This window comes from Chryseobacterium sp. 22532, from assembly GCF_052044665.1.
Classification (GTDB): Bacteria; Bacteroidota; Bacteroidia; order Flavobacteriales; family Weeksellaceae; genus Chryseobacterium; species Chryseobacterium lathyri.
The window spans coordinates 40995-67508 of sequence record NZ_JBQENJ010000008.1 but is presented as its reverse complement, the minus strand read 5'-3'; the positions used below and the strand labels follow the sequence as shown (position 1 = coordinate 67508).

The 26514-nt window shown below is 37.7% G+C and carries 23 protein-coding genes; 15 read left to right on the top strand and 8 right to left on the bottom strand.

All coding sequences use genetic code 11. The features are described 5' to 3' along the window. Positions 1 to 9 precede the first annotated feature (9 nt). From ACTJIV_RS19145 to ACTJIV_RS19135, 3 genes are all read left to right on the top strand, one after another. Positions 10 to 420: an Rrf2 family transcriptional regulator gene (locus ACTJIV_RS19145; protein ID WP_111959116.1), complete on the top strand. Its 411-nt coding sequence runs from the start codon at positions 10 to 12 to the stop codon at positions 418 to 420. Positions 421 to 481: 61 nt separating this feature from the next. Beyond that, on the top strand, positions 482 to 1135 hold the full coding sequence (locus ACTJIV_RS19140) for an NAD(P)-dependent oxidoreductase (RefSeq protein WP_223558393.1): 654 nt from the start codon (positions 482 to 484) through the stop codon (positions 1133 to 1135). Between the two features lie 18 nt (positions 1136 to 1153). Further along, a complete protein-coding gene (locus ACTJIV_RS19135) occupies positions 1154 to 2329 on the top strand; it encodes a MoaF-related domain-containing protein (RefSeq protein WP_440629156.1) in 1176 nt (391 codons plus the stop codon). 113 nt (positions 2330 to 2442) lie between these two features. On the opposite strand, the gene ACTJIV_RS19130 is transcribed toward ACTJIV_RS19135, so the two are convergent. Further along, positions 2443 to 3471 carry a M23 family metallopeptidase gene (locus ACTJIV_RS19130; protein ID WP_111959120.1) on the bottom strand — a complete coding sequence of 343 codons (1029 nt, stop codon included), beginning with the start codon at positions 3469 to 3471 and terminating at the stop codon, positions 2443 to 2445. A 226-nt stretch (positions 3472 to 3697) separates the two neighbouring features. On the opposite strand from ACTJIV_RS19130, the gene ACTJIV_RS19125 reads away from it, so the two are divergent. After that, positions 3698 to 4738 (top strand): NAD(P)H-dependent glycerol-3-phosphate dehydrogenase, encoded by a 1041-nt coding sequence (locus ACTJIV_RS19125; RefSeq protein ID WP_111959122.1) that lies wholly within the window; start codon positions 3698 to 3700, stop codon positions 4736 to 4738. A gap of 283 nt (positions 4739 to 5021) precedes the next feature. Here the strand turns inward: ACTJIV_RS19125 and ACTJIV_RS19120 are convergent, their stop codons facing one another. Next, on the bottom strand, positions 5022 to 6419 hold the full coding sequence (locus tag ACTJIV_RS19120; RefSeq protein ID WP_440629155.1) for an aminopeptidase P family protein: 1398 nt from the start codon (positions 6417 to 6419) through the stop codon (positions 5022 to 5024). Positions 6420 to 6678: 259 nt separating this feature from the next. Between ACTJIV_RS19120 and mqo the strand changes: the two genes are divergently transcribed. Genes mqo through ACTJIV_RS19105 form a run of 3 tightly spaced genes read left to right on the top strand, consistent with a single transcriptional unit; the run spans position 6679 to position 9538 of the window. Next, positions 6679 to 8184 carry a malate dehydrogenase (quinone) gene (mqo, locus tag ACTJIV_RS19115; protein WP_111959126.1) on the top strand — a complete coding sequence of 502 codons (1506 nt, stop codon included), beginning with the start codon at positions 6679 to 6681 and terminating at the stop codon, positions 8182 to 8184. A gap of 53 nt (positions 8185 to 8237) precedes the next feature. Next, positions 8238 to 8663 (top strand): hypothetical protein, encoded by a 426-nt coding sequence (locus ACTJIV_RS19110; protein ID WP_223558398.1) that lies wholly within the window; start codon positions 8238 to 8240, stop codon positions 8661 to 8663. An 8-nt stretch (positions 8664 to 8671) separates the two neighbouring features. Further along, complete coding sequence (locus tag ACTJIV_RS19105; RefSeq protein ID WP_440629154.1) at positions 8672 to 9538, top strand: AadS family aminoglycoside 6-adenylyltransferase; 867 nt, start codon at positions 8672 to 8674, stop codon at positions 9536 to 9538. Positions 9539 to 9540: 2 nt separating this feature from the next. Here ACTJIV_RS19105 and ACTJIV_RS19100 read toward each other — a convergent pair whose 3' ends face one another. After that, positions 9541 to 11124, bottom strand: a complete 1584-nt coding sequence (locus ACTJIV_RS19100) for a GMC oxidoreductase (RefSeq protein WP_440629153.1) — start codon at positions 11122 to 11124, stop codon at positions 9541 to 9543. A gap of 138 nt (positions 11125 to 11262) precedes the next feature. Here ACTJIV_RS19100 and ACTJIV_RS19095 point away from each other — a divergent pair, with 138 nt between their 5' ends. The 4 genes from ACTJIV_RS19095 (at position 11263) to ACTJIV_RS19080 (ending at position 16089) form a co-directional block, all read left to right on the top strand. Next, positions 11263 to 11880: a DUF1684 domain-containing protein gene (locus ACTJIV_RS19095; protein ID WP_111959135.1), complete on the top strand. Its 618-nt coding sequence runs from the start codon at positions 11263 to 11265 to the stop codon at positions 11878 to 11880. 4 nt (positions 11881 to 11884) lie between these two features. Further along, positions 11885 to 12358, top strand: a complete 474-nt coding sequence (locus ACTJIV_RS19090) for a GNAT family N-acetyltransferase (RefSeq protein ID WP_440629152.1) — start codon at positions 11885 to 11887, stop codon at positions 12356 to 12358. Between the two features lie 73 nt (positions 12359 to 12431). Next, the gene (locus ACTJIV_RS19085; protein WP_440629151.1) at positions 12432 to 13241 is read left to right on the top strand and encodes a glucose 1-dehydrogenase; all 810 of its coding nucleotides are present in this window, start codon (positions 12432 to 12434) and stop codon (positions 13239 to 13241) included. 190 nt (positions 13242 to 13431) lie between these two features. Then, positions 13432 to 16089, top strand: a complete 2658-nt coding sequence (locus tag ACTJIV_RS19080) for an MGH1-like glycoside hydrolase domain-containing protein (protein WP_440629150.1) — start codon at positions 13432 to 13434, stop codon at positions 16087 to 16089. Positions 16090 to 16121: 32 nt separating this feature from the next. Here ACTJIV_RS19080 and recO read toward each other — a convergent pair whose 3' ends face one another. Genes recO through ACTJIV_RS19060 form a run of 4 tightly spaced genes read right to left on the bottom strand, consistent with a single transcriptional unit; the run spans position 16122 to position 20776 of the window. Next, positions 16122 to 16808: a DNA repair protein RecO gene (gene recO / locus ACTJIV_RS19075; RefSeq protein ID WP_440629149.1), complete on the bottom strand. Its 687-nt coding sequence runs from the start codon at positions 16806 to 16808 to the stop codon at positions 16122 to 16124. Beyond that, on the bottom strand, positions 16808 to 19066 hold the full coding sequence (gene porZ / locus ACTJIV_RS19070; RefSeq protein WP_440629148.1) for a type IX secretion system anionic LPS delivery protein PorZ: 2259 nt from the start codon (positions 19064 to 19066) through the stop codon (positions 16808 to 16810). Before porZ ends, recO begins: the two co-directional genes overlap by 1 nt. A gap of 1 nt (position 19067) precedes the next feature. Next, positions 19068 to 20018 carry a bifunctional metallophosphatase/5'-nucleotidase gene (locus ACTJIV_RS19065; protein WP_223558406.1) on the bottom strand — a complete coding sequence of 317 codons (951 nt, stop codon included), beginning with the start codon at positions 20016 to 20018 and terminating at the stop codon, positions 19068 to 19070. Beyond that, positions 20018 to 20776 (bottom strand): 5'-nucleotidase, encoded by a 759-nt coding sequence (locus ACTJIV_RS19060; RefSeq protein ID WP_336379744.1) that lies wholly within the window; start codon positions 20774 to 20776, stop codon positions 20018 to 20020. The genes ACTJIV_RS19065 and ACTJIV_RS19060 overlap by 1 nt, the downstream gene beginning before the upstream one ends. A 194-nt stretch (positions 20777 to 20970) precedes the next feature. Here ACTJIV_RS19060 and dapA point away from each other — a divergent pair, with 194 nt between their 5' ends. From dapA to ACTJIV_RS19040, 4 genes are all read left to right on the top strand, one after another. Beyond that, entirely contained in the window at positions 20971 to 21843 is an 873-nt protein-coding gene (gene dapA, locus ACTJIV_RS19055) for a 4-hydroxy-tetrahydrodipicolinate synthase (protein WP_440629147.1), read from the top strand. A gap of 144 nt (positions 21844 to 21987) precedes the next feature. Further along, entirely contained in the window at positions 21988 to 22491 is a 504-nt protein-coding gene (locus tag ACTJIV_RS19050) for a GNAT family N-acetyltransferase (RefSeq protein WP_440629146.1), read from the top strand. Positions 22492 to 22784: 293 nt separating this feature from the next. Next, complete coding sequence (locus ACTJIV_RS19045; protein WP_440629145.1) at positions 22785 to 23366, top strand: helix-turn-helix domain-containing protein; 582 nt, start codon at positions 22785 to 22787, stop codon at positions 23364 to 23366. Further along, positions 23359 to 23805: a response regulator gene (locus ACTJIV_RS19040; protein WP_440629144.1), complete on the top strand. Its 447-nt coding sequence runs from the start codon at positions 23359 to 23361 to the stop codon at positions 23803 to 23805. The genes ACTJIV_RS19045 and ACTJIV_RS19040 overlap by 8 nt, the downstream gene beginning before the upstream one ends. A 594-nt stretch (positions 23806 to 24399) precedes the next feature. On the opposite strand, the gene recG is transcribed toward ACTJIV_RS19040, so the two are convergent. Next, positions 24400 to 26484: an ATP-dependent DNA helicase RecG gene (recG, locus tag ACTJIV_RS19035; protein WP_440629143.1), complete on the bottom strand. Its 2085-nt coding sequence runs from the start codon at positions 26482 to 26484 to the stop codon at positions 24400 to 24402. Between the last annotated feature and the right edge of the window lie 30 nt (positions 26485 to 26514).

Genomic DNA, 26514 nt, shown 5'->3' with positions numbered 1-26514 from the left:
GTAATTACAATGAACAATACAAGATTTGCTACGGCAATACATATTATGACCTTATTGGCAAAAAGCCCTCAGGAGTGGCTCACTTCTGAATGGATTGCCGGCAGCATCAATATCAATCCGGCGATTGTAAGAAAAGAGATCAGCGTATTGAGAGAAGCAGGCCTGATTGTCAGCAGACAGGGAAAAGACGGGGGAAGCCAACTTGCCAAAAATGCAGAACAGACCAGTATTTCAGAGATTTACAGAGCTGTAAAAAATACAGAGGTTTTAGGCAAAAAAAATCAGAATCCCAATCCTGCATGCAGTGTTGGTAAAGAGATCAATATCCATTTAAATAGCTTATTTGAAGAAACGGATCAGTTGGTTACTCAGTTTTTAGGCGATAAGTCCCTGAAAGAATTTTCGGAGCAGTTCGAATAAAATTTTTTTAACCCAAAATGTAACAAGTTTTATTACAATTTAATTTTTAAAATAAAATATTATGAAAAAAGTATCAGTAATCGGTGCGACCGGTTTTGTAGGAAAAAAAGTAGTTAATGAATTAGCAGAAAGAGGATATGCTGTAGAAGCTTTGGTAAGAGATGCCTCTAAAGTAGAATCAAAGGAAAATGTAACCGCAAAAAGTGTTGACGTAAACAATACAGAAGAACTTGCAGAAGCTTTAAAAGGAAGTGATGCCGTGATCAGTGCATTCAATGCGGGTTGGACCAATCCAAATCTTTATAACGATTTCCTGAACGGTTCCATTAATATTGAAAAAGCAGTAGAGCAGTCAGGTGTAAAAAGACTTATTGTAGTTGGGGGAGCGGGGAGCCTTTACACTCCGGACAACGTACAGATCGTAGATACTCCGGATTTCCCTGAAGCTTACAAACCGGGAGCAACAGCAGCAAGAGATTATTTAAACAAAATCAAAGAAAACAGTACACTGGATTGGACTTTTTTTAGCCCTGCCATTGAAATGAATCAGGCGAATGTAGGAGAGAGAACAGGAAAGTACAGAACCTCTTTAGAAACTCCTGTTTTTGATGAAAACGGAAGAAGCCGTCTTTCTGTAGAAGATGTAGCTGCAGTTTTGGTAGACGAACTGGAACAAAATAACCATATCCGCGAGCGTTTCACAGCAGCTTATTAATTCATTAAAAAATATACAATGTTAAAAAAGAAATTATTATCACTGCTGGCACTGCTGGGATTTGTAACCATCGTGTTTGCAGGGAATTTAAAGATTAAAGTTTATAATCCCGGCCCCAAGGCTATTTTTCCTATTACATCCACCATTATTTATGGAGACAAAGACGCTGTGCTTATTGATGCCCAGTTTCAGAAGCAGTATGCAGAACAATTGGTGAAAGAAATCAAGGCAACAGGAAAAAATCTGAAAACAGTTTTTATTTCCCACAGTGATCCCGATTTTTATTTTGGTTTAGATGTCATTAAAAAAGCATTTCCCAATGCAAAGATCATTTCAACAGCACAGACTGCCTACCTTATATCCGCATCCAAAGATGAAAAAATGGCCGTATGGAAACCACAGCTAAAAGAAGATGCTCCCTCAGAAATTATTATTCCGGAAGCTGCCAATGCAATTCCGGACCTGGAAGGAAATAAGATCGAAATAAAACAGATTGCCGAAGATCCGGCTCACAGTTTTGTGTGGATCCCATCTTTAAAAACAGTGGCTGGTGGTATTTCTGTTTCCGTAGATTCCCATATCTGGATGGCAGACACCCAGAATATCAAAGCCATTGATCAGTGGATCGGACAAATTGATGCGATGAAAGCATTAAAACCTGAACAGGTAGTTCCTTCTCATTTTGCAAAACAGTCTTTGTCTCCACAATCTCTGGATTTCGTTAAAAACTATCTGGAAACCTATAAAAAAGCAGTCACTGAAAACAAAACGTCTTCTGCTGTTGTAGATTTTATGGTTAAAAAATATCCTGATCTTCAGGGAAAAGATGAGCTGGGAATGGGAGCAAAAGTTTTCTTTGGCGAAATGAATTGGGATCTGAAGTCTCCTTATCCGGCGATAGGAAACAAAGTGGAAGTTGATTTCGGAACACTTAAATTCATTCTGGATTTTAAAGATAACAAAGAAATGTCCTTTACAGGAGTTTCAGGAATTGGGAAAGGCAATACAGATACCGTACAGTACACTGCTGTAGAAGTAGCAAAGAATGTATTTATGGTATACTGGCACGAACCTAAATTAGGTTCTAATGTTACCCATGTTCAGGATTATAATAAGAATATAATCTACACCAATATTGCAGAACCTAACGGATCGTTCACTCACCTGAAAGGAACCCTTAAAATTCTGAAATAATAAATAAAAAACTGCCGTCACATGATGGCAGTTTTTTGTGTGAATCAATCTCCCACAGATTTTAGTCCTTGAATAATATCAAAAAATGGCCGTCAGAACAGACAGCCATTTTTTTATAAGTTCATAAACAGTTTCGGATTCACCGGAGTATTGTTTTTATGTACTTCATAATGAAGATGGGGTCCCGTAGAACGCCCGGAATTCCCGGATTTGGCAATAATCTGTCCTACCTTTACCTTATCGTTTACTTTTGAAACCAGCTGGGATAAGTGACCGTAAAGTGTAGCCAGCCCATTTCCGTGAGAAACAATAACACAGTTGCCATAACCGCCTTTCTGGCCGGAGAAAATGACTGTTCCTGCAGCAGCAGCTCTCACATCCGAGCCGTAAGCAACCGCAATGTCCAGTCCTTTGTGAAACTGCATCTGATCGGCTTCAGCAGGTGGATTGTTCTTTTCCATTGGGGCTTTCGTTGAGGTATTGCCGGCAACAGCTTTTGTTGATGCAGCAGCTGGAGGTGGTGTGGTCGCAACCGGAGCAGCTTTTGGGGTAACCATCACTTTTACTTCCCTTTTATTTCCGTAGCTGTCTGTTAATTCAATGATTTTCTCAACAGGTTCAGCTTTTACTTCCGGTTTTGGTGCGGCAGCAGCCATAGGTTTGGATTCTGCGGCACTAGGTTTTACAGAAGCAAATACGGTTTTAAAAGGAATTGGATTTTTTCTGATGCCGAAATTAGAGGAGATATATCCATCGGTAGGCATTCCCAGGGGAACTTCCATCAGCTTTTTTTGAAGATTCATCAGATATTGGCTGTAGCGGTTGGCCTGCTTTGCCAGATATACAGAATTCGAGATACTGTCTTTACTCAGGATCATCACTTTTTCGTTGGCGATGTCTTTGGACCTCAGGAATGAATTAAGTTCAGCTACAGTCTGATCTACCAAAGTGAGATCTGTTTTCATTTTTAAATAATCTACACTGTCTTTTTCAGTGTTTATTTTGACAAGGTTCACTTCATACATCTTGTCATCCTTTTCAGAAAATAACCTGGCGATAAAGATGGCCTGGGCAAAAACTACTAGCAAAAGTCCTCCGAGGAGAATGTTTACGTTCTTCTTGCTGTTTAGAAATTTCTTCATTTTTCTTCTCTTAGTATATTACAAAACGGTTTTAAGCGTGCAAATTTAATTAAAAATACTATTTGAGGCATATTTTTAAATAAAACTTAGTTTTTTCTGTATTTAACGTCTGATTAGATATTTAATTGTGTTCAAGTGTTAATTTTTTCAGAAAGTGGTTTTTATCATAGCCTCAAAGTCTGCGTTCCGTCTATGTTTTAATATATTTGCAGTTCACATTCCAATTATGGCTAAAAAGAAAATAATTTCAGAATCTTCTCATCCAAAAAAGAATAAGAAAGACATTTCTGTAGGAGTAGTAGGAAGCGGAAGTTTTGCAACCGCTATCGTAAAAATGCTTGTTGAAAACTGTAAAACAGTACACTGGTGCGTAAGAAGTGAATTTGTAAAAGGAGCTATTGAACTCCGCGGACACAACCCTTCCTATCTTACAGCAGTTAATTTTAATCTTAAAAGTCTGAAACTTACAACAGATATCAACGAGCTGGTGAGTGCCTGCGACGTGATCGTATTGGCAACACCTTCCATTTACCTGTCGGACACAATGGATAAAATGACCTGTGAATATGGTGATAAGATCTTTGTTTCCGCCATTAAAGGAATTATTCCTAAAGTAAATGATGTGGTAGCCCACTATTTAAGAGATGAATTTAAAATAGGTTTCAGAAACCAGGCTGTTATTGCAGGACCATGCCACGCAGAAGAAGTTGCTATGGAAAGACTTTCTTACCTTACCGTTGCTGCCGTGGAGGATGAAACGGCTGACAAGCTGGAAGGAATTTTCAGTTCAGATTTTATCAAAGTACATTCAAGTAAAGATATCTTAGGAAATGAATATAGTGCCATCCTTAAAAATATTTTTGCGATCGGTGCGGGTATAGCAAGCGGACTGGGTTATGGAGATAACTTCACTGCTGTTTTCGTTTCCAATGCGATCCGTGAAATGGAAATCTTCCTGGAAGCCGTATATGAAGCCCCAAGAGATGTTAACGAAAGCGCTTATCTGGGTGACCTGCTGGTAACAGCATACTCTTTGTTCTCAAGAAACCGGAGTTTAGGAAACCTTATCGGAAAAGGATATACTGTGAAATCAGCAATCCAGTCTATGAACATGGTGGCAGAAGGGTATTATGCAGCAGATTCCATCTATAAAACAGCTAAGCAGAAACATCTGAAACTGCCAATCATTGATACGGTTTACGCCATCCTTTATGAAGGTAAAAATGCAGAAAAACAGTTTAAAAAATTAACGGCAAAACTGAATTAAATCCGGTTTAACCACCAATTTAAAAATAAAAAAAACCTTCATTCAGGCTTTAAGTGAATGAAGGTTTTTGTTTTTGTGATCAGACTTTGAAATAAAAATTAGAAATCAAGCTGCCGGAAATGAGACTGAACTTAATAACTATAAATGGGTAACCAAACACCATACATTTGAAACATTAAGAATACTAAAGGGATTAAGGCTCATTAAGAAAAATCAAATAGATTTTTAATTCAGCGTCACTTAAAGCGAAGCTTATCTTAATGGTTCAAAAATATTCTGTTTTTTAATAAGCCTCGCGTCTGATCGATTCGATTTCTTCAGTAGTTAAAGCCAAATGTTTACCCAACATTCTGCTTCCGCTTTCCGTAATCAGAAAATCGTCTTCCACCCTGATGCCGCTAAAGTTTCTGAATGTTTCCAGTTTATCATAATTGATGTATTCAGCAAATTGCTTAGAGGCTTTCCAACGGTCGATAAGTTCCGGGATAATGTAAATACCCGGTTCAACGGTTAACACATAACCTGCTTCCAGTGCTTTACCCAACCTTAAAGATTTAAGGCCAAACTGAGTAGTGTTTTTAACAAGGTCATCAGTATATCCTACGTATTGCTCACCTAGATCTTCCATATCATGAACATCCAGACCCATCATATGACCTGTACCGCACTGAAAAAACATAGCGTGGGCACCAGCCTGTACAGCATCTTCTATATTACCCTTCATCAGGCCGATGTCTTTTAAGCCCTGTGCCAGTATTTTGCACGAAGCCAAATGAACATCCAGATACCTGACACCAGGTGCCAAAAGACCTTTTGCATGATGATAGGCACTGAGTACGATATCATAAACATCCTTTTGCTCTGCACTGAATGTTTTGCCTACAGGGAAAGTACGGGTAAGATCTCCGGCATATCCTAAAGCGGTTTCCACTCCGGAATCGTTTAAGACTAATTGACCCTCCCTAAGTTGATTGCCATAATAGTGATTATGCAGGATTTCACCCTGAACCGTTAGGATGACAGGATAAGCCAGATTACCTCCTGAAGCCAATGCTTCGCTTTGTATTTTTGCGGCAAGTTCACGCTCATACATTCCTGGTTTTGCCTGTTGCATTACCATTAGATGAATGTCAGCTGATATCGATGCTGCACGATCCAGCTCTGTAATTTCTTCAGCCGATTTTATTGAACGCTGTGCAACAATAGCTTTTATGAAACTTAGTGACGAACGTTCTTTTAACTGATCAATAGGAATATCAAACCAATTTGCGAGTTTAATTTTATTTTCCGGACGGTAAGGAGGTAAAAAATGAACGGTACGGTTTTCCCCTTGGTATTTTTTGAGGTAAATGCCGAGCTGATCCAGCGGAAGAATATTTGATAAGCCGGAATCTGCACTTTTTTCTGCTAACGTTTTTTGCCTGCCCATCCACACAATATCATCAATACTCATTTCATTTCCGAAAAGAATGGTTTCATCTTCATCCAGGTCGATAATGGCTGCCAGTGAAGGTTCATTAATTCCAAAATAATACAGAAAGGTACTGTCCTGTCTGAAGTGATATATATTATCTTTAAAGTTCATCGGGCTGTCCTCATTACCTAAAAAGAGCAATATCCCGGAATTTAATTTCGATTTTAACACAGAACGTCGTTGAACGTACACTTTCTTTTCAAACATGGTATTAAATATTAAAACAAATATCTCAAAAAGCGTTCATGAATTGATATTTGCAAATTATAAGCTAAAATATAAAAGTTATAATAAATAATAAAGAGATAATCCGATTACTTATTTCGATAGTGCAATATTGACAGTTTCCATAGAATTTTTTTGCCTGTTAGAAAACTGTTTAAGCACAAAAAATTAACGTGTTAAAATCGTTAAACCCATCCTTATTTATAAAACTTTTCCCGAAATTTGAGTAAAATTTAGAATTATGCCACACTCGCTTACAAGCAGAACACCGAAACCAAAATATGACGTTGTACTGATAGGCGGCGGAATTATGAGCGCCACTTTAGCAACGCTGCTTCATGAATTTGATCCAAATCTTGAGATCGCCATATTTGAAAGGCTCGGAAGGTTTGCAAAAGAAAGTACAGCAGCGTGGAACAACGCAGGAACAGGGCATTCCGCATTTTGTGAACTAAATTATACTCCTGAAAAGCCGGATGGAAGTATTGATATCTCTAAGGCAGAAAGTATCGCAGAGCAGTTTGAAATGTCAAAACAGTTTTGGTCTTACCTTGTTACCCAGGGATACGTTAAAGATCCTAAAGAATTTATCAATTCCTGCCCCCACATGAGCCTGGTATTTGGTGAAAAAGATGCTGAATATCTTAGAAAACGTCATGAAAAAATGGCGGGATCTGTATTGTTTTCTGGGATGGAATATTCTACAGATCATGAACAGCTTAAAAAGTGGATTCCTTTGGTAATGAGCAAAAGAAATCAGTCTGAAGTAATGGCAGCGACCAAAATGGATATGGGTACAGACGTTAACTTCGGAACATTAACCAGAAAAATGGGAAGGCATTTGCTGGAAGATTCTAATGTTGAGGTATTCCTGTACCACGAAGTAAAAGACGTTGATCCAAGAGAAGACGGGAAGTGGGAAATGAAGGTGAAAGACAGAATCCACAATCATAAACAGGAAGTAGTTGCTGATTTTGTATTCATTGGTGCCGGAGGGTATGCGCTTCCGCTGCTGGGCAGCTCGGATATCAAAGAAAGCGAAGGATATGGAGGTTTCCCTGTTTCCGGCCAATGGCTCGTGAGTCATAATCAGGAATTGGTAGAGAAGCATCATGCAAAAGTATACACCCAGGCGACAGTAGATGCTCCGCCAATGTCTGTTCCTCACTTAGACCTTAGAATTATTGATGGTAAAAAAGCACTTCTTTTCGGGCCTTTTGCCGGATTTTCTACAAAATTCCTGAAAGAAGGAAGTTATCTGGATTTGCCTGAAAGTGTTAATACAAAAAATTTAAGATCACTATTTGGTGCCTGGTGGCATAATCTTCCTCTGACTAAATATCTTATTCAGCAGGTGGCGATGACGAAATCCCAGAGAATGCAGCACCTGAGAGAATTCATCAAAGATGCCAAAGAAGAAGATTGGGAACTGAAAGTAGCCGGGCAGAGAGTACAGATCATTAAAAAAGACGAAAAAGAAGGCGGAAAGCTGGAATTCGGAACCGAAGTCGTTGTAAATAAAAGCGGAACCATCGCTTCATTGCTTGGAGCTTCTCCGGGAGCCTCCACAGCAGTATATGCCATGCTGAATGTTCTCGAGAAATGTTTCCCTGAAAAATTAAACGGAGAATGGAAAGAGAAGTTATTGGAAATGGTTCCTTCGTATGGACAAAAATTAGCCCAAAATCCTGAGCTTACAGAGAAAGTAAGGAATTATACCAAAGAAAAACTGGAATTAGAATATTAAAAAAGTCAATGGTGAATAGTCAATTGTGAATTCTAAAAATTGACTATTCATCATTGACAATTGACATTGTTATAAAGGTGGAAGAAGTAATTGTAAAGCCCGTTATTGCCAAAGAACTCCTGGAATCTCTTCAAACCAAAATAGAAGAGGAGAAGCAGGTTATTGTACACTGCTGTTTTCCTGCATCACCGTTTTTGGGTAATCTGATCAGGATCTGGAACTCCACTTATCTTCTTGATAACCAATCTGACCATAAAAGTAAGCTGATCCATGCTGAGAATATTACGATCTATCCTAACTGGACAGCTGTTCCGTTTATGCGGGATTTCTGGTTTACTTTAGTGTTTTCCGGTTTGCCGAGAGACTGTAAAAGTTTCGACCTCAAAGAAGTTATTCCGGAAGAAGGAGGCTTTTTTGTGGAGTCTATTAAAAGAAATTCTCTGGACGTTTACCGTGTGAAAATATCAGAATCGTATTAACAGAAAACATGACAGCACGCCAAGAAAAACTGGAAGAGATCATTATTTGGGCAGAAAACAATCCTGATATCCATGTTGTACTGCTGACCAGTTCACTGGTCAACCCTTATGCACCTATAGATGATTTAAGTGATCTTGATGTAGAGCTGGTTTTTGAAAACATGAAGGAATACGAGGCTGATAAAAAATGGATTTATCTTTTTGGTGAGCCAATTTCCATGGTAGAAGAAGATGAGACTTATTTTGACGGAAAATATGCCATGAAAATGGTATTGTACGCCGATCATGTGAAGGTTGATTTTAAACTTTATCAGAGATCAGAGTTTTTAAAAGAGGTACAGAAAGAGCAGCTGCCGGAAGATTGGGATGTAGGCTATAAAGTTCTGGTTGATAAAGACAACCTTACTAAAAACCTGAAGTCTCCAACCTATCAATCTGTTATGATCCAGAAGCCTACAGAACAAAGATTTCAGCAATTAATGAATGATTTCTGGTGGGATACAACCTATGTGGCAAAATGTCTTAAACGCGGAGATCTGTTTTATGCCAAATTCATGTCCGAAGATGTGATCAGGATAGATTATCTGGTTCCTCTCATCGAGTGGTATATTGCCAGCTTTCACGACTGGAAAAATATAACGACCAATAAACACGGCCGCCTTTTCAGAAAATATCTTTCTGCGGAACTCTGGGAACGGGTAGAAGCTACATTTTCAGGCAGCAATATTAATGATAACTGGCATGCCCTATACGCTGCTGCTGATCTTGTACATGAGCTGGGAATGGCTTTGGCACAGAAGCTTGATTTTGAATACCCTCAAAAACATGAACATGATATCAGGAAGTACCTTGCTGAGGTGAAATCCATGCCCTGATGTCAGGCAAATTCATTCTGCGTAATCAGGTTTTCCATACAGTATTCTGCAATGGCGGTGATTGTCACAAACGGATTGACACCAATAGTTCCCGGAATCAAAGATCCATCCAGAACATAAAGATTGTCATGATCTTTTAATTTTCCATATTCATTAGTCGCTTTACCCAAAACACAGCCGCCCAATGGATGGTAGCACACATCTGCACCGAAACCGTTATTAAATAAGAAATGGCTTCTCGTTCCGCCATTGGCTCTGTTCATCTTTTTTATGAAATAATCAGCATTCTCCCTCATTTTAGCTGTATGATTCTGGTTCCAGTCCAAACTGAGGTTTTTCTTTGTGCTGTCATAAGAAACCTCTCCCTTTTTATCCACCCGGTTGATCAGCAGATACAATGCCGTTGCCACATCCATTCCCATCGGAAGCGGAGCGATTTCTGTAAAAAAAGGATGTTCCTTATCATCCCAGTTATCTATACCACCCACAGGAATGGTCGATTGTTTGGAACCTGTTCCACCCGAAAGTGGTTTTACCCAGTTTCTTCCGGTCATGAAATTACCGTTATTTCCCCAGTTTTTTCCAACCTGTTCGTGAATAGGAAAACCATGGACTGCGTTAGAATGTAGCAGCAGTTTTAAAGTTCCCATTGTTCCGGCAGCCAGAATCAACTTTCTGCAATTGAATACTTTATCAGAAATTACAGTTCCTGAAGTATCGGTTTGCAGAACTTCTAAAGTATAGGTTTTATCATCATTAAGCTTAATATTTTCAACACAGTGAAGGTCCAGGATCTCAAGATTTCCGGTTTCCAGGGCTTTTTTAAGATACGTTTTATCCAGACTGTTCTTTCCGTGATTATTTCCGTAGATTACTTCCGTGTTAAAAGCAGAACGGGGAACTTCATTTCTGTACTCTTTTTCCATATACTGAAAGTCATAGACATTCGGAACCCGCACGGTTTTAAAGCCTGCTTTATGGGCTTCTGCTTCACCCACTCTCGTAAATTTATAATAAGGACAATCCTTTAAAAACTGCTCACCGATAACATTTACCTTCAGTTCTTTGTGTACCAAAGGAAAATAGTGATTATAGAACTTTTCAGCATCCAGATCAGGAAATACTTCTTTAAAATAAATTTCCTTCGGAGTTACTGCCATTCCGCCATTGACAAGAGAGCCGCCACCAACGCCTCTGCCAACCCAGATATTGATATTTTCAAAATCCATCCTGTCCAGGATTCCCGTAAAAGGAGTCAGAGAAAAAATATTCATGAATGGGGCGATGGTCTTTTTTTTCAGCCATGCAGCACTTTTCCCCGGTTTCAGCATATTTGAAAAAGGAATCCCTGATTTTTCCCAGTTGAGGCCCATTTCCAGCATAATGACCTTTTTTCCGGCTTCACAGAGCCGAAGGGCAGAAACAGCACCTCCGTACCCGCTGCCAATAATAAGTATGGGGGCGTTTATAGTTTCCTTTTCCAGTTTTCCTGTTCTGGGCTCTACGGCCTGAAACAGATTAGAATTAAGGAAATAAAAACCTGATACCGCGAGAATGCCTGTCTTAATGAATTTCTTTCTGTCCATGTGCTCTGTAGGGGGCAAAAAATATGCTAAAGAAATTGGAGGACGGATTATTTAAAACAGATTGTATGTTTTTATTATAATTTTAACTTTTCATGCCATGGAAAATTCATAGTTTTACTCATAGTTTTTGAAAAAATCATGAAAAAATATATTTTACTGTTCCTGCTGTTTCCGCTTTTTATCTTTTCTCAAAAAATGGTCTCAAAAGAGATCATGGAAATCAGGAAGTTTCAGGAAGATCTCAATGCAGAATACCTTAACCCAAAGGAAACGCCTTTGCGTGGAGATAACTTTACCAATTTTAAAGGGCATCCGTTCTTTCCGGTAGATTTAAAATATATGGTCACCGCTAAATTTAGTAAAACAAAAAATGCCAGACCTTTTGAGCTTCCAACTTCTTCCGGTAAAACGAAATCTTATAAGGAATATGGAAAAGCAACATTTCAGCTGGACGGAAAGTCCTATACACTGACCTTGTATCAAAGCCTTGATCTGATTAAGCAGAAAAAATATAAAGACTATTTATTTCTACCTTTCCGGGACGCTACCAACGAAAAAGAAACCTACGGTGGCGGAAAATATATGGATCTGAAGATTCCAAAGGGAAATACCATTATCCTGGATTTCAATCAATCCTATCAGCCTTACTGTGCGTACAATGCCTACGATTACAACTGTCCGATCGTTCCTGAGGAAAATAAGCTTCCGGTTGAGATCAGAGCCGGTGTAATGTATCAGGATATTTATCATCATTAAGAATATGGTCAGATTAGAGTTTTTTAAAGAATCCGATTTCACGGAACTTGATTATGCTCTGGATGAAAATCAGGAGCAGTATACTTCAACGGTAAAAAAAGCTTTGGATAGGATAAAAGAGAGGAATGATGGTAAAGCATTCGCCGTTACCATTTTTGAAAATGAAAAACCTGCAGGTTTTTTTGTCCTGGATTTCGGGGAAGATAAGCTGGATCTTACAGACAACGAAAAATCTGTTTTACTAAGATCTTTGTCTATAAATCCTGGCTTACAGGGAAAAGGAATCGGGAAAGAAGCCATGCAGAAAGTGGATGGATTTGTCAAAGAAAATTTTCCGGATTGTGATGAAATTGTTCTTGCGGTTAATCAGAAAAATGTTTCAGCATATCATATCTACCTAAAAGCAGGTTATCTGTACGACGGTAAAACCAGAATGGGAAGAAGCGGTCCCCAGTACCTAATGTATAAAAAATTTTAAGAAAATTTTAAATTCAAAAATTCCATCCTGCTGAATTGTTTCCATAACTTTGAGTAACATCAAATTATAAAATATGGAAATATCACTTCGTAATCAGGTAGCTGTCGTTACAGGAGCCTCCAGCGGAATAGGTTCAGGAATTGCAAAATCTCTGGCTTCTGCGGGCGCGACGGTTATTGTCAATCATTCTTCAGAAAGATCAACAGATGAGGCACAGGCTGTCTTAAAAGAAATTACAGATGCAGGCGGAAACGGAATCACTTACCAATGTGATGTCTCCAAAGAAGATCAGGTCATCAAAATGTTTCAGGATACCGTATCACAATTCGGAACGGTAGACATTCTGATCAATAATGCCGGAATTCAAAAAGACTCGAAATTTACTGAAATGACCCTCGACCAGTGGAATGCAGTGATAGGAGTGAATCTTACCGGACAGTTTCTCTGCGCACGCGAAGCCATAAAAGAATTTCTGCGTCGTGGTATAGATCCGTCCCGTTCCATTGCCTGCGGAAAAATCATTCATATAAGTTCGGTACATGAAATTATTCCTTGGGCAGGCCATGCCAATTACGCGGCGAGTAAAGGAGCCATAAGAATGCTGATGCAAACCCTTGCACAGGAATATGGAGCAGATAAGATCCGTGTCAATTCTATCTGTCCCGGTGCTATCCAAACACCGATCAATAAAGATGCTTGGAGTACTCCTCAGGCTTTGAACTCACTCTTGAATCTTATTCCTTACAACAGAATCGGGCAGCCACAGGATATTGGAAACTTAGCTGCCTTTTTAGCAAGTGACCTGGCTGATTATATCACAGGAACCAGCATTTTTGTAGACGGAGCGATGACCACTTTCGAGAGCTTTTCTACAGGAGGGTAGACGCGGTGCGGCTTCGGGGTTTGAGAGCATGAGAGTTTTAGGGTTTGAGAGTGAAATGGTTGCTAGTTTGCTTGTTGTTAGTAATTAAAGTTTTTATTTTAATAGTTTGAAAATCTGACGTCTCACGTCTTAAGTCTTTCCTCTTTATTCTTATCTCTATTCATCAATAAATTTTACAAAAAAACTACACATGTCCGAAAAACAACGACTTTCAGAAATATTATGGAAGAAATGGGGTCCTTATGTCAGCAACCGTGAGTGGGGACTAGTCCGTGAAGACTACAGCGAAACTGGGGATGCATGGAATTATACCACTCATGATACTGCAGAAGCCAAAAACTATCGTTGGGGTGAAGAGGGTATTTGCGGGATCTGTGACGACCTTCAGCAGTTGGTTTTTTCTATAGGATTCTGGAATAAAAAAGATAAAATGGTGAAAGAGCGTTTCTTTGGTCTTACCAACGGACAGGGAAACCATGGGGAAGATGTAAAAGAATATTTTTACTATCTGGATTCCACACCTACTCATTCTTATATGAAGATGCTGTACAAATATCCTCAGAATGCTTTCCCTTATGAAGATCTTTTAAAAGTCAATGCAGAAAGAAATAAGAATGAACCGGAATATGAACTGATTGATACAGGAATCTTTGATCAGAATGAATATTTTGATCTCTTTATTGAATATGCTAAAGAAAGTGAGCATGATATTTTGATCAGGCTTACAATAATCAACAAATCTCAGAATGAAGCTCCCATTGTCATACTGCCAACAATATGGTTCAGGAATACCTGGAAATGGGGTTATGATAGCTATAAGCCACAACTGGGCAGCGAAGATGCGCGGCATATTTCGGTTAACCACAAAAATATTGAAATCAAAAATGTATATGCCAGGCAGTCTCTGAAGACCCTGTTTTGTGATAATGAAACCAATACCGAAAAACTTTATCAGTCGGCCAACGAATCAAAATACTGTAAGGATGGAATCAATGATTTTGTTATTAATGGAAATTCCCAGTCCGTAAATCCCCAGAGTACCGGAACTAAGGCTTCTTTTCTTCTTGATGAAATCCTGCAAGCCAGAGAAACAAGAACTTTTGAATTCAGAATGACGGATAAGGACTTAAAAGATCCATTTGCTGATTTTGAAGATATTTTTGATGTGAGGAAAAAAGAAGCGGATGAGTTTTATGCTGAAATTCAGAAAGGTATAGAATCAGAAGATGAAAAATTGGTCCAACGGCAGGCTTTTGCCGGAATGCTCTGGAACAAAATGTTTTATCACTATAATGTAGAAAAGTGGCTGAAAGGAGATCCTGCAGAAATGCCGCCTCCAAAATCCCGAGAAAAGATCAGAAATTTTGAATGGAAGCACCTTAATAATGAACATATCATTTCTATGCCCGATAAGTGGGAATATCCGTGGTATGCGACATGGGATCTGGCATTTCATACGATCAGTTTTTCGTTAATTGACCCGGATTTTGCAAAGTACCAGTTGAAACTTTTCCTGTTTGAATGGTATATGCATCCTAACGGACAGCTTCCTGCCTATGAATGGAATTTCAGCGATGTGAATCCTCCGGTTCATGCCTGGGCGGTTTTTAGGGTTTTTAAAATTGATGAATATATCAAAGGGAAACCTGATATTGAATTCCTGGAAAGTGCATTTCAGAAGCTGCTCATGAATTTTACATGGTGGGTCAACAAAAAAGATAATAATGGTAATAATATTTTTGAAGGAGGCTTTTTAGGTCTTGATAATATCGGAGTTTTTGACCGAAACACGACGCTGCCGAATGGTGAACAGCTGGAACAATCGGACGGAACAAGCTGGATGGCCATGTTTGCCCTGAATATGATGAGAATTGCCCTTGAGCTGGCACTGTATAACAATGTGTATGAAGAAATGGCGATGAAGTTTTTTGAGCACTTCCTTTCCATTGCCAATTCACTGGATAATATGGGGGATGAGGATTTCAGTCTTTGGGATCAGGAAGATGAATTTTTCTATGATGCTATTTCTTCCAGCGATAGCAATCATATGTATTTAAGATTGAGAACTATCGTGGGACTGATACCTATGTTTGCCGTAGAGGTAATTGATGATGAAATGATCGAAAATCTGCCCAATTTTAAAAAGAGAATGAAATGGGTTCTTGAAAACAAACCGGAACTGGCTTCCCTGGTATCAAGATGGGAAGTGAAGGGACAGGATTCCAAACATCTTCTGTCGCTGTTGCGTGGCCATCGGTTAAAAAGGCTGCTCAAAAGAATGCTGAATCCTGAAGAGTTTTTAAGCGAGTATGGAGTGCGGGCATTGTCGAAAGAATATGAACAGAATCCCTATACCTTGAATTTGAACGGAGCAGATTATTGTGTAAAATATACTCCTGCGGAAAGTGACAGCAGTCTTTTTGGGGGAAACAGCAATTGGCGCGGACCAATCTGGTTTCCAATCAATTTTCTGATTATTGAGAGTCTTCAGCGGTTTTTCTTCTATTACAGCCCCGATTTTCTGGTGGAATATCCTACCGGAAGCGGAAGCTATTCCAACCTGGACCAGATTGCAGATGCTTTAAGTAAAAGGCTATCTAAAATTTTTTTAATGGATGAAAACGGAAAACGTCCGGTCAACGGCCAGTATGAAAGATTTCAGACTGATCCGGATTTTAAAGACTATATTTTATTCTACGAATATTTTCATGGGGATAATGGAAGAGGAGTAGGAGCTTCCCATCAAACAGGATGGACGGGCCTTATTGCAAAGATTCTGCAGCCAAGATTCTCCAAAAAAGAAATAGCAGAATCTGAAACGGAAATGCCTGAAGAGGCAAAGGGATAATGGCTGGGAGTTCAACATTCCTTACCTTCAGACTATTCAAAAATCTGTTGGATAACCTCCAGCGATGTCGGTATTTTAAAGTCTGTAATATGATAATGGTAATAGACCAGAAGACTATCCAAAAAATCTTTTCTTAATGAGGGGTGTATCTTTGTTGCATAAAGATTTTCTGAGCAGATGGCTGTTTTCCAGATGGCTGATATTTCTTCGGTAAACAACTGATGAGAAGGAGTTACAGAGAATGTTCCTGTCTCGGGATCTAAATATTGGCCGTCATTGATCAAAGGAGCTACTCCCTGAATTTTCAATACCGTAATTAAAAAAAGAAGATGGCACTGATAATTTTTGCCGGCCAGTTCATTGACAAATTCATCGATACTGAAAAATAGATTTGGATTTTTATTTTCGTGTCTTAAAACCTGATTCAGAAAGTCTGAGATGAAGAATATGACTGTATTGGCTTTGATATCCATATACATATCATAGTTCTTTACCAACTCAAATCTTGAGACTGAAGGAATTCCGTTACCTCTTGCAGGATTAATGGTAAAGCTGAGCATAGTCAAAGGCTGAAGCAGAGCTTTCTTTTTATTTCTTTTGGAATAAATCCCCTTTACGAAATAGGTCTGAAAGCCTTCGTCTTCTGTAAAACAATGCAGAACTGCATCATTTTCACCGTATTTTATGAATGATAATAAAAATCCGTTTTGTGAATTCATTAATTAACCACAGCTATTTTTGCAGTAGCTTTATCTGAACCGTCTTCATTGGTCATCAATACAAAATAAATACCTGAAGCTACCCTGTTCCCTTTCATGTTGTTAAGATCCCATTCATAATAACCTCCTCTGGCTACTGCAGAATGTATTACATTTCCTGCCGCATCAGCAATTCTGATATTTGTTTTTTCTGCAAGCCCTTTAATAGTAACTTTTCCTTTAAAGTTTGAATAGACTACAGGATTAGGATAGACTACCACATTCCCGAAGTTGGCAGTCACATCTGCTACATCCCCCTGATAAGCTACAATACCGTTAAACGTTACAAAATATACTTTTCCTGTTTTTCTGTCTACCTTTATATCGGTAACGGAATTGGTTGGAAGAGGGGAGTTTTCTTTTGTAAAATGTTTTATAGTCTGCTGTCCGTCGGAAGAAAGGTAATATACACCACCACCGTCTATAGAAATCCATTTATAATCTCCGGCGTCTACTTCTATCTGCTGTATTTGGGCATCTCTGAAAAGTTCTTCTCCAAGTCCGCCCTGTTCTATGATGATAGGTTCCACCTTCGGATCCGGATTTTTTATTCCTGTAGCAGCATTGGGCAATATTCTTAAGCCGCTGTCGGTGCCGATCCAGGCATCCCCTGATTTACTAAAAGCTACTGATAAGCTTCCTCTTGCATTTCCTGCGAATCCGTTGGTATCTTGTAATATGTAATCAGTGTCATCAGAAAGATTGGTCGCGTTTTTATAATCGTAAACTATAAAATTATTGCTTCTCGGGGTTGGGATCCACAGCATATTTTCATAGTAGACAGGAGTTTGTATACCATCACTTGTTATTCCGAATTTTTTTATCACAAAATCATCAGTTCCCCTATCATAGATTCCAATGGACGGACTTCCATCGTTGAAGCCAAAAGAAACAAAAAGATTATTTTGATTATCATGTGCAAATCCTACAGGACGACGGTAATACATACTTGGTGCTCCTAAATCATAATACTTTACTAAATCAAAATCTTTATTGCCAGTATTGTATTTCATTTTATATACACCTTGTGAACCTACTGTATAATTGGTGAAAAAGACTTCACTGTTGTCAGAAGGATTCATTACAGCATCCAGTACATTGATTGGAGCGGAAGTTGTTGAAAAAAAAGATGATCGAAGCCACTCTGATCCGTTAAAATAATAAAATCCGGGTTTTTTAGGATTATCTCCTGGCTGATTGTATCTGTTCAGTCTTGATCCGGAAGACACCAGCATTTGATTATTGTCATACAGATTGATCTTGTATGAAGAATTTGAATATGGTCCTGATGGTTTATAAGTAGTACCACTTTCTTCCTTTATTCCCGAAAGTATTGTTCCGCCGTATACCTTTCCGTTAGCTGTTATGGCTGTGTTGCAATCTTCCCCCATACTTACAGCGCCTAAAGATACTCCGTTTAGTCCGAATGTATATATTCTGCTGTCTGTTACTATAATGTTGCTTGAATTGATAACAATATCCTGGATGTTTCCGAAACTTGCCGGAAGCGGAGTGCCCGTACCGTTATTGTAGATAAATGCTGAGGTGGCGGATGAAAATATAAGAGAGGATTCAGCGTCAATATGTTTATAAGATCCGGGAATTTCTGTCGACCAGGTAGAGAATACCGGAAATGTAGTGTTCATTTCGTGGCTTTTAAGGCCGGTATTGGTTACAGAATATACTTTGTTTCCAAATAGGGTTGCTTCGTTGCTGGCTTCATATACACCACCGGTTACAAAGAATGCAGAATCTCCGAATTCTTTTTTGTTAATGTTAAATATAGAAACTCCATAGCCTACAGATACTACAGCCTGATCCCCTGTAATTGAAATATGATTGATCCTTTTGCTTCCGTTATAGCCGGTTGCGATAGGAATATCAACAATATATTTGATCTCCTGCGGGGTAATCACATCCATAGAACCGTTTGCATATCCTATTACACCTATTTTAGTTTGTGGGTTATAGTCGAAGGCGGATATATTAACGTCATGGAGTCCGTTAGCTTTTGACAGCTTGGTCATCTCTCCGGTTGAAATGGTATAGTAAAATATCCCGTTTTCAGTAGCGGCAATTATTTTCCCATTGTCTTCTTTCATAGCCAAGACATTGTTATAAGAAAAAAGATCCGTCCATTTTTTTGACGAAATCACCTGCGCATTCACGAACTGCAGGGATGCTAAAATACCAAGAGAGATTAAAGAGAGTTTTTTCATATTATACGGTTATGCTGCTGTCTATGATCTGGTTGTTCCAGGAAATATGCTTTACATTTTTATTTGCATCAAAGTAAAAGTCTATTCTGCCAAGAAGAAGACCTGCCCATCCTACCTGATTTACCAGAACATTTTTACCCTGTCTGTTGGTAAACGTCTGCGGTTCAGGTAAAAAAGTATGGGTATGCCCACCCAGGATAATATCAATATTTTCTGTTTTGGCAGCCAGAATTTTGTCGCTTACTTTATTGGGTTCATCTTTATAATCATAGCCGATATGAGAAAGGCAGATCACAAGATCACATTTTTGTTCGTTTTTCAGGAAATTGGAATAATGTTGTGCTACATCTACAGGATCTGAATATACGGTTTCACCATACTGCTTCTTGCCCACAAGGCCGTCCAGCTGAATACCTACTCCGAAAATTCCGACTTTTATTCCATTTTTATTAAAAATCTTATACTGTGAAGTTTTCCCATCCAAAACTGTATTTTTAAAATCATAGTTTGAACAGATAAATGGAAATTTTGCATTAGGAAGAACTTTCAGGAAACCGTCCAGGCTATTGTCAAAATCATGATTTCCCATTGTTGAAGCATCGTACTTCATCATAGACATCAGCTTAAATTCCAGTTCGCCCCCAAAGAAATTAAAATAAGGAGTTCCCTGAAAAATATCACCGGAATCCAGAAGAAGAACATTGCTTTCCTGGCTTCTGATCTGCTGTATCAAGCTTGCCCTTCTTGCAAATCCTCCCTGATTGGGATTTTTGGTATAGCTTGCGTCAAAAGGCTCTATTCTGCTATGTTGATCGTTGGTATGAAGAATGGTGAGTTTATTTTCAGATTGAAAAGGATTGAATTTCAATTCTTCTGCCATCATCATATTGGGAGCTAAAGCTGCTGCTAAAGATCCGCTACCTATTACTTTTAAAAAACTTTTTCTATCCATTATTTCTTACCGATAAAATTTAAACGAACATCTGTATTCGGAACTACCTCAGACGTTTTTCTGAAATATTCAATGAAAAGATCCCTTAATCTGATTCCTGTAGAAATAGATTCCCCTTTGGAAAAGAATTTCATATTGTCTCCGCCAAGCGCCAGATAATCTGAAGTAGCGATATAATAATCTTGATCAGGATTTACTGGCTTCCCATTAATCTGGGATTTGGTAAGCTGCCCGTTATTGGTTTCAATATATAAATGAGAAACAGGATTATTGACCTGAGTTTTTGCATAATAATCAAAAAGTCCCTGCAGATCCGATCCTTTCATTTTTACAATGATCACTTCATTTTCGAAAGGCATTACTTCAAAAACACTTTTCAGAAGAATATCTCCTTTTCCAATTGTAGTACGTATTCCGCCGATATTGATCAGGGCAGCATCTACACTTTTATTAAGATTCTTTTTCGTCCATGCATCGGCACCTTCAAAGGTATAGTCGGCCAAAAGATTGCCCAGATTACTGTTATCACCCTGTTTTGTAAGATCTATACTGGTGTGGGAGATCTTTTGATTCATCTCTTTGTCCAGTTTTTGCTTATAGGGTTCAATAACTTTTACAAACTCCTCATCATTCTTTAGCTCATTATTAATAGAAATGTTTTTCTGAGGCTGAACTTGTGCCAACTGCAGTGTAGATGCTGTTTTGCAGGCAGTAAGTGTGGCCAGAGCAATTCCTAATAACAAGAATTTATTTTTCATATGTTGCAAATTATTTTTTTAAAGATCATATGTAATCACCATTAATTATAGTGTTTTTGTAAACAACTTCGATCATAGCGATGTCATAATATCTTTTAGTATATGCAAATATAATTATATGTATAATAAAACATTATTATTTATTATAAATTCTTATCGTAAATTATTAAATTTGAAAAAAATAATTCTAACAGATGAGCATTTTAAAAGGAGTAGGTGTTGCGTTGGTAACACCCTTTAATGAAGATTTATCCGTTGATTTCGATAGTTTAACAAAACTTGTTGAGTATAATATCGAAAACGGAACCAATTATTTGGTTGTTTTGGGAACTACAGCAGAAGCTGCAACACTTTCTGAAGAGGAGAAGAAACAGGTAATTGAGCATATCATTAAGGTTAATAATAAACGCCTCCCCCTGGTTTTGGGAATTGGCGGAAATAATACTCTTGAAGTAAAGAAACAGATTGAAGGAGCAGATCTTTCTGCATTTGATGCCGTACTTTCGGTATCTCCATATTACAATAAACCTAATCAGGAAGGCCTTTACCAGCACTATAAAATGCTGGCATCTACCGGAAAAGATATTATTATTTACAATGTTCCGTCAAGAACAGGTCAGAATGTTGAGGCTGATACCACTATTCGTTTGGCCAATGAATTCCCGAATCTATTCATGATCAAAGAAGCGGCACCCAATATTCTTCAGTATTTTGATATTTTGAGAAAGAAACCTGAAGGATTTTCATTGGTTTCCGGAGATGATGAATATACCCTTCCTGTGACTTTAGCGGGAGGAGACGGAGTAATCTCTGTAATAGGGCAGGGGTATCCGAAAGAATTTTCTACCATGGTCCAGCTGGCCTTTGATGGAAAAGTGAAGGAAGCTTATGATATTCATAATAAGCTGGTAGAAATTACAAGACTGATTTTTGCAGAAGGAAATCCTTGTGGAATCAAAGTAATCCTTACAGAAAAAGGAATTATTAAAAACTATCTGAGACTTCCTTTAGTTCCTGCTTCAGAAGGTCTTTACGCGAAAATTAAAGCTGAAATGGCGAAAATTTAAAAGATGTGAATAGTGAATAGTCAATGGTGAATTTTTAAATGTAAAAATTGCCCATTCACTTGCGAAGCAAAATTCACCATTGGCTATTAACAATAAAATAACAGGTGAAAAGTTCCGGCTTTTCACTTTTTTTAATCAAAAAATATGAAATTAACAGCAGCAACAGAAAAGGATATTCCGTTGATACGGAATTTGGCCAAAAGATCATGGGAAAGCGCTTATACGGGAATTATTTCTCAGGACCAAATAGATTATATGTTGGAGAAAATGTATTCAGAAGAAGAAATTCTCAGTCAGCTTCAGAATCCGGATTATCATTATTACCTGATTTTTGATGAAGGTAATAGTTCTTTTGAAGGCTTTATCGGTTATGAGAATAATTATGAAGTGGGAACTACAAAACTTCACCGTATTTATCTGGTGCCGGAAAGCAAAGGAAAAGGATTTGGAAAAGAGACATTGAATTTTTTGAAAGATAGAGTTTCTGAAAGCGGAGATGAAAGGATTATTTTAAATGTTAATAAAGAAAATTCTGCTAAAAAATTCTATGAATCTCAAGGGTATAGAGTATATGATGAGGTGGTTTTGGATATAGGCGATAATTATTTTATGGATGATTATTTAATGGAATATGTATTTCACAAATAATTGACTTAAAATTCTGTAACATTTAATTTTAATTCTATAACAAGTGATGTTTTTTTTTATTCCATCTTTGTAACAGAACCAAATCACTTTCAATAATACATTCATATGCTTGGTTTTGAGCTTTTGCAGCTTTTTATCAGTATATTTTTTTCATCCTTAGTGTTTAATTCCTGTATTCAATATGCAGGAGTTTTTCTTTTTTTATATATTATGTTAAAAATTAATAACCTATTTCACTTTTAAATGAAATAAATTATTATATTTACTTCGAAATTTGACACACTTATATCAGGATGAAAATGTATGTAAAATTTGATTTCAATGCTCTCTGCAAGAAAGTGTTGGATGAGAAGCTAAAAGAGCACGGGCTAAAATACCGCCTGCTGAACTTTGGTGAAGTGGAGTTCTATGAACCCATTACCCAGGAGCAGCATAATCTTTTTAAGAAAAATCTTAAAGATTACGGCATAGAGATTATTGAAAGCCAGAAAACGGCTTTAGTACAGAAAATAAAAGATGCGATTGTAGAGCTTGTTTTCTCTGAAAACGCTGTTCCTGTTAAAGCATCTATTTATATTGCTGAAAAGCTGAACCATAGTTATGGATATCTTTCCAATCTTTTTTCTGAGGTTGCCTACACCTCAATAGAAAACTTCATCATCCTTCAGAAAATAGAGTATGCCAAGGAGCTGATTCTGGATAATAAGCAGAGCCTGACAGAGATTGCCCATAAACTGAATTATTCAAGTGTGGCTCATTTAAGCACCCAATTCAAAAATACAACCGGCATCACACCTTCTCAGTTTCATAAAACCATTATAAAAAGAAGGGAAAACCAAAATATTAATATAAATTCAAAAACGCTGTATGAATAAAGAATATCTGAATGTAATCACAGTAGATGATGATAAGGGTAATATTATATTCTTTAAAAATATTTTCAGAGATTTAAAGATAGGGGTGAAATTACAGTGTTTCTCGGACGGAGATGATCTTATGAAATATTTGAGCAGCAATGGTGCAATTATTCCTGAAGTAATATTCATTAAGTATGATATTTCAGGGAAAAGCTGTATGGAATGCCTGAGAGAAATTAAAATAAATCATGGATTCAGCAACATCATAATTGCAGTATACGCCGGCCAGATTTCCGAAAACGAAACAGAAGAAATTTTCGTTAACGGAGGCAATATTTTTATGAGAAAACCTGAGACTTATGATGGTCTTAAAAAATCACTTACAGAAATTATTACTGTAAACTGGCAGTATCATTCTTCAGGCCTGAACAAAGATAATTTTATTATGAAAGTATGATGGATAAAGGTTTTATGATGTTTATTTTTTAAATAAGTGATAATATTCAGCGCATACTATTCACATAAAAGTGAAAATTGTATAATTAATAATTAAAATAATATAATAAGAATTCCACGCAATATCATCAATTTTGTAAATGTAAACTTTGGAACACAAATTAGCTATATAAAAAAGCAATGGATGGTAGAAAATAGATTATTTCATTTAGAAAGTAAGATATAAGTCACAATGTTAGTTTAACAAAATGAATTATGTTTATTTCCAGCTATAAAGCATAGAAGATCTTTAAACAAAACGGTACAATCATGAAAACTTAAGAGAGTTGAAGGGTATTTATTCGTTTCATTCCCACTCCTTCAACTTGAAACAGTTAGTTTTTATAATAAGCAAGTTGGAAAAATAATTCATTTTGTTTTTTTAATTTATTTTAATAGTCAGGGCTGAGAATTTAAATACCTATAAATATTTTCAAACCAAATCAGATATTAGTTCCTACTATTAAAATAAATTTTTTAAGCAGACTAAAAGTAATTTCTTCTAAATAACAGTTTTATAAGGGGGCCGCGGAGAGATTTTCTTTTCGCGGTTTTTTTATGAAATTTTGCTCCACTTATTCTTTCCCCTGTAGTGTTTCAGGTAATAATTTTTGATGATCAGATTGTCTGGATTTATCAGATGTGGATCTGCCTCCAGGATTTTATCAACTGTATTTTTTGTGGTTTTTATAATGGCGGAATCATTCACAAGATCAAGTTTTTTAAAATCTACAACGCCGCTCTGCTGTGTTCCCAGAATATCTCCGGGACCTCTGAGCTGCATATCCACTTCAGAAATCTTGAATCCATCATTAGTTTCCGTCATCGTTTTGATGCGGGTTCTGCTTTCCTTCGATAATTTATCAGAAGTCATAAGTATGCAGTAGCTCTGCTCTGCTCCTCTCCCAACACGCCCCCGAAGCTGGTGAAGCTGCGAAAGCCCGAATCTTTCTGAGCTTTCTATCACCATTACAGAAGCATTAGGAACGTTAACCCCTACCTCAATCACGGTGGTAGCTACCATAATCTCAGCTTTACCCGAGGCAAAATAATTCATGGCGATATCTTTTTCAGCAGGTTTCATTTTACCGTGCAGCATTGTGGTATTGTAATCGGAGAACGCATTCATCACATGATCGAGCCCTTCCATCAGATTTTTATAATCCAAAGTTTCTGATTCCTCAATTAACGGATATACAAAATAAACTTGTCTTCCTTTTTTTATTTCGTCTCTGCAGAAATTATACACATACGTTCTGTCTTTCTCACGTCGGTGGGCAGTAATGATAGGCTTTCTTCCCATAGGCATTTCATCGATCACAGAGACATCCAGGTCAGAGTAAAAGCTCATTGCCAGGGTTCTTGGGATAGGAGTTGCCGTCATCACCAGAATATGCGGAGGAATTCTATTTTTTGCCCATAATTTTGCCCTTTGCGCCACACCAAACCTGTGCTGCTCATCAATGATAGCCAGCCCAAGGTTTTTAAATCTCACTTTATCTTCCAGAACGGCGTGCGTTCCTACCAATATCGATAATGTTCCGTTTTCCAGCTCTTCGTGGATGACCTTTCTCTCTGAAGTTTTGGTGGAACCCGTCAGAAGACGGATATTGATCCCTGTTTCTGTTAAAAGGTCTTTAATTCCATTATAATGCTGCTGTGCAAGGATTTCAGTAGGAGCCATTATGCAACTCTGAAAACCATTATCCATAGCAATCAGCATGGTAAGCAATGCAACCATGGTTTTTCCGGATCCCACATCACCTTGGAGAAGCCTGTTCATCTGAATAGGCCTTTTCATGTCCAGCCGGATTTCCTTTAAAACTCTTTTCTGTGCATTGGTAAGATCAAAAGGGATATGATGATTATAAAAACCATTAAAATGGTCACCCACAACAGGAAATGGATTTCCCGGTGAATGGGTTTTATGATGAAGCTTTTTGAGGGCATAACCTAATTGAAAAAAGAAAGACTCTTCAAACTTCAGTCTGTTATCAGCTTTTTCAAAATGTTTCATATCCTTTGGAAAATGAATATTTAAAAAAGTATGCTGCTTTGATAAAAACTTAAATGCTTTTATCATATAATCAGGGAAATTTTCTTCAATAAGGTTGGGGATCTCTTTGCAGATATTCCTTAAGACAACCTGGAAAAACCTTTGATTCAAACCTCTTTTAGTGAGCTTTTCAGAACTTGGATAAATAGGTTTCAGGCGGGTGTCACTTTCTTTATTTTCCACGGCTTCAATTTCCGGATGAGGCATGGAGAACTGACGATTAAAAACATTGATCTTCCCGAAAATATAAACTTCACGGTTGATCGGAATCTGTTCTTTCAGCCATTTTGAATACTGAAACCATACCAGATCCATCGTTCCGGTATCATCATTGAATTTTGCAGAAAGTCTTTTTACCTTCCCGGTCTGAATTTCCTGTACCTGTGTGATTCTTCCTTTAAGCTGTAACTCAATACTACTTTCCTCGAGTTGAGAAATTTTAAATACTTTACTTTTATCCAGATAACGGATAGGGTAGAAGTTCAGAAGGTCGTCAACGGTTGACAGGCCCAACACATTCTTGATGAGTTTGGCTCTTTCGGGACCTATGCCTTTTACATATTCTATAGAAGTATCTAAAGTCATTTTAAAAATGAGCCCTAATTTCGGGAAAAT

What these genes read in the sequence shown, in the direction of transcription:
- ACTJIV_RS19145 (WP_111959116.1), top strand. Translation starts at nt 10, where the DNA reads ATGAACAATACAAGATTTGCTACGGCAATACATATTATGACCTTATTG.
- ACTJIV_RS19140 (WP_223558393.1), top strand. Translation starts at nt 482, where the DNA reads ATGAAAAAAGTATCAGTAATCGGTGCGACCGGTTTTGTAGGAAAAAAA.
- ACTJIV_RS19135 (WP_440629156.1), top strand. Translation starts at nt 1,154, where the DNA reads ATGTTAAAAAAGAAATTATTATCACTGCTGGCACTGCTGGGATTTGTA.
- ACTJIV_RS19130 (WP_111959120.1), bottom strand. Translation starts at nt 3,471, where the DNA reads ATGAAGAAATTTCTAAACAGCAAGAAGAACGTAAACATTCTCCTCGGA.
- ACTJIV_RS19125 (WP_111959122.1), top strand. Translation starts at nt 3,698, where the DNA reads ATGGCTAAAAAGAAAATAATTTCAGAATCTTCTCATCCAAAAAAGAAT.
- ACTJIV_RS19120 (WP_440629155.1), bottom strand. Translation starts at nt 6,419, where the DNA reads ATGTTTGAAAAGAAAGTGTACGTTCAACGACGTTCTGTGTTAAAATCG.
- mqo (WP_111959126.1), top strand. Translation starts at nt 6,679, where the DNA reads ATGCCACACTCGCTTACAAGCAGAACACCGAAACCAAAATATGACGTT.
- ACTJIV_RS19105 (WP_440629154.1), top strand. Translation starts at nt 8,672, where the DNA reads ATGACAGCACGCCAAGAAAAACTGGAAGAGATCATTATTTGGGCAGAA.
- ACTJIV_RS19100 (WP_440629153.1), bottom strand. Translation starts at nt 11,124, where the DNA reads ATGGACAGAAAGAAATTCATTAAGACAGGCATTCTCGCGGTATCAGGT.
- ACTJIV_RS19095 (WP_111959135.1), top strand. Translation starts at nt 11,263, where the DNA reads ATGAAAAAATATATTTTACTGTTCCTGCTGTTTCCGCTTTTTATCTTT.
- ACTJIV_RS19090 (WP_440629152.1), top strand. Translation starts at nt 11,885, where the DNA reads ATGGTCAGATTAGAGTTTTTTAAAGAATCCGATTTCACGGAACTTGAT.
- ACTJIV_RS19085 (WP_440629151.1), top strand. Translation starts at nt 12,432, where the DNA reads ATGGAAATATCACTTCGTAATCAGGTAGCTGTCGTTACAGGAGCCTCC.
- ACTJIV_RS19080 (WP_440629150.1), top strand. Translation starts at nt 13,432, where the DNA reads ATGTCCGAAAAACAACGACTTTCAGAAATATTATGGAAGAAATGGGGT.
- recO (WP_440629149.1), bottom strand. Translation starts at nt 16,808, where the DNA reads ATGAATTCACAAAACGGATTTTTATTATCATTCATAAAATACGGTGAA.
- porZ (WP_440629148.1), bottom strand. Translation starts at nt 19,066, where the DNA reads ATGAAAAAACTCTCTTTAATCTCTCTTGGTATTTTAGCATCCCTGCAG.
- ACTJIV_RS19065 (WP_223558406.1), bottom strand. Translation starts at nt 20,018, where the DNA reads ATGGATAGAAAAAGTTTTTTAAAAGTAATAGGTAGCGGATCTTTAGCA.
- ACTJIV_RS19060 (WP_336379744.1), bottom strand. Translation starts at nt 20,776, where the DNA reads ATGAAAAATAAATTCTTGTTATTAGGAATTGCTCTGGCCACACTTACT.
- dapA (WP_440629147.1), top strand. Translation starts at nt 20,971, where the DNA reads ATGAGCATTTTAAAAGGAGTAGGTGTTGCGTTGGTAACACCCTTTAAT.
- ACTJIV_RS19050 (WP_440629146.1), top strand. Translation starts at nt 21,988, where the DNA reads ATGAAATTAACAGCAGCAACAGAAAAGGATATTCCGTTGATACGGAAT.
- ACTJIV_RS19045 (WP_440629145.1), top strand. Translation starts at nt 22,785, where the DNA reads ATGAAAATGTATGTAAAATTTGATTTCAATGCTCTCTGCAAGAAAGTG.
- ACTJIV_RS19040 (WP_440629144.1), top strand. Translation starts at nt 23,359, where the DNA reads ATGAATAAAGAATATCTGAATGTAATCACAGTAGATGATGATAAGGGT.
- recG (WP_440629143.1), bottom strand. Translation starts at nt 26,484, where the DNA reads ATGACTTTAGATACTTCTATAGAATATGTAAAAGGCATAGGTCCCGAA.